The sequence below is a fragment of the Pontibacterium sp. genome (genome assembly GCF_041587635.1).
In the GTDB taxonomy this organism is placed as follows: Bacteria; Pseudomonadota; Gammaproteobacteria; order Pseudomonadales; family Balneatricaceae; genus Pontibacterium.
In genome coordinates this window covers 1-2,421 of sequence record NZ_JBFGYC010000586.1, presented here as the reverse complement: position 1 = coordinate 2,421, position 2,421 = coordinate 1, and the positions used below count along the sequence as shown (strand labels likewise).

The 2,421-nt window shown below is 48.9% G+C and carries 4 protein-coding genes; 1 reads left to right on the top strand and 3 read right to left on the bottom strand.

Going from position 1 to position 2,421, the window contains the following annotated elements:
- Positions 1-125: 125 nt before the first annotated feature.
- From ABYW01_RS19425 to htpX, 3 genes are all read right to left on the bottom strand, one after another.
- Positions 126-533 (bottom strand): hypothetical protein, encoded by a 408-nt coding sequence (locus tag ABYW01_RS19425; RefSeq protein WP_372836005.1) that lies wholly within the window; start codon positions 531-533, stop codon positions 126-128.
- A gap of 113 nt (positions 534-646) precedes the next feature.
- Complete coding sequence (locus tag ABYW01_RS19420; protein WP_372836003.1) at positions 647-1,003, bottom strand: cytochrome c; 357 nt, start codon at positions 1,001-1,003, stop codon at positions 647-649.
- A gap of 121 nt (positions 1,004-1,124) precedes the next feature.
- A complete protein-coding gene (htpX, locus tag ABYW01_RS19415) occupies positions 1,125-2,000 on the bottom strand; it encodes a protease HtpX (protein ID WP_372836001.1) in 876 nt (291 codons plus the stop codon).
- A 169-nt stretch (positions 2,001-2,169) separates the two neighbouring features.
- Between htpX and ABYW01_RS19410 the strand changes: the two genes are divergently transcribed.
- Positions 2,170-2,421: class I SAM-dependent methyltransferase (locus tag ABYW01_RS19410; protein ID WP_372835999.1), on the top strand; the 252-nt coding region annotated here is incomplete at its 3' end.

Genomic DNA, 2,421 nt, shown 5'->3' with positions numbered 1-2,421 from the left:
CCGTTGCACTGGTTAGTCGTTTTAAGTCGATGAACGGTCTGTAAGCCGCATCCTCTGTTGATACTAAAAAAGGGCCATCGTCAGGCCCTTTTTTGCTTCTGGTTTTCTGTGCGAAAACATCTGTATCAGCGAGATTCCAATCTCGCATCCACGCTGCTGTCTGCCATCAGGGACAGTAAGGCCGTCATTGGTTTCTCAGAGATGTTCTCCCCCGCAGGGACAACAAACGGAGCGGTCTTATGCGCTATGCCGTTTTGTACCCACGACACAGTTACAGGGTTACCTGCGTATTCCCGTACTGGGAAGCGCGTTGAACATTGGGTACCCGCCAGAATCGTCCCGCAATAAAACTTCCCGCCAAATGCTTCTACCAGGATCGTCACCTCGTGTGCGGTTGTATTGCTGTTATTGGCCAGTACTACGGTGTTTATCTGAGCTTTCGGTTGAAATAGGGAGGTCGCGCATCCGGTTAGAACCATCGCGGCAATTGCTAAAGCCAGCAGGCCTTTACCGCGGATTAAGAGCTTTTTCATCTGATCTCCATGACGATTGGCGAAGGAATATAGATCGAGTAACAAGGATAGGGACCACAAAGTGGGTTTGATGTTGCACTGTGATTAGAAGAATAGGAAGAATACAGTCTGAATTATTGTTCTGGGGAGATCACCCGAATCGGTTGTTGGCTGATATCTTCCTGTGCGGAGTAATACTCTGCAATGTCTTCAATTTGCTGGTTAGTGAGTTCGAAGGTCACTTTCGACATCATGCTGTCGGGAACGATCTGTTCGCGATGTCCTTTGAGTTTGCTGACAATTTGCTGCTTTGTCATCGTATTGAGTGGAGGCCAGCCGGGAATGGCGGCATTGCCCGTATGCTGGTGGCATTGGCTGCAAGCGTTCAATACATCGGGCGGTGTGTTGTCGTCTCCTCCGATAGCCATGGATGTCGTCAAAAACAGGCTTGAGAAAAGCGAAACGATCTTAATGTATTTGAAGTTGGCCATCGGTCTGATCCCTTTTAAAGGGAGTATAGACAGCAATAGCGATGGCTGATGAGGTTGTGTGTAAGATTGTGGATCTGTATCAAAAAAGGGCCTGAACTCAGGCCCTTTTTTATATTGGAATTTAACCGCGCTTTTGCAGTGCGGCAATACGATCATCCAGAGGTGGGTGGCTTGCCAGCAGGCTCATAAAGCCGCTTTTCAGGTGGCTGCTGATGCCGAAAGCGGTCATTGAATCAGGCATCTGGTCAGGCATTTCAGATTCCGCTTTCAGGCGTTGCAGGGCGCCGATCATCGCATGATTGCTCGAGAGGTTTGCACCTGCTTCGTCAGCACGATACTCGCGGTAGCGCGAGAACCAGGAAACTACAATGGATGCCAGAATGCCGAACAGGATCTCAAATACAATCACTGTGATGAAATAACCAATACCGTGACCGCTTTCCCCTTCCTCTTCATCACTGCTCAGGAAGTTATCAACGACGGATGCCGCGATACGGGCAAAGAACATAACAAAGGTGTTTACCACGCCCTGTACCAACGAAAGCGTGACCATGTCGCCGTTAGCAACGTGGCCGATTTCGTGAGCCAATACGGCGCGTACTTCTTCCGGGCGGAAGCGTTGTAGGAGGCCAAGGCTAACGGCAACCAATGCGTCATTTTTATTCCAGCCTGTTGCAAATGCGTTTGCTTGTTGCGCTGGGAAAATGCCAACTTCAGGCATCTTGATACCTGCCTGCTGAGACAGTTCTGCCACAGTATCCAGCAGCCATTGTTCGTCGGCGTTGCTGGCCTGTTCGATAATCTGAGTTCCGGTTGATTTCTTTGCCATCCATTTAGAGATGAACAGTGAAATCATTGAACCACCAAAACCGAACATCGCACACATAATCAGCAGGCCGGACAGGCTGTTGGTATTCACACCCAGCAGGCTCATGGTGATACTGGCTACGATCAGAATGGCTATGTTTGTCGCTAGAAAAAGCGCTATCCGCATCATGGTATTTAAGGTTTCCAGTTGTTGGGTTATCTGGTTATTAGAAGTTATAGACCAGTTAGATATAGGCATTGGCAACAAGTTTCAAGTTTTACCGTGCAGGTTTTGACTATCGGACTGGTGGTCGCCTAATACGCGCACTATAATCGCCACTTTTTGTGGCACGATTCCCATGCAGCGCATATTAGACTCTATACAGCATCAGTTAACCGACGCAGGTTCAGAAACGCGTCGATTGTTTCATGGCCGTGGTCATTGCTACGAAGGCTTAGAGGATCTGGTCATCGATTGGCTGCCGCCTTATGCGGTCATTCGGTTGTATAAAGCCGTGGATGAAGAATGGCTAAAGCAGTTGTGTGAAGCGATGCGACAGTTTAAGGAGATCACCGGTTTAGTTGTTCAGCAGCGTGGTCGTGGTTCCGAT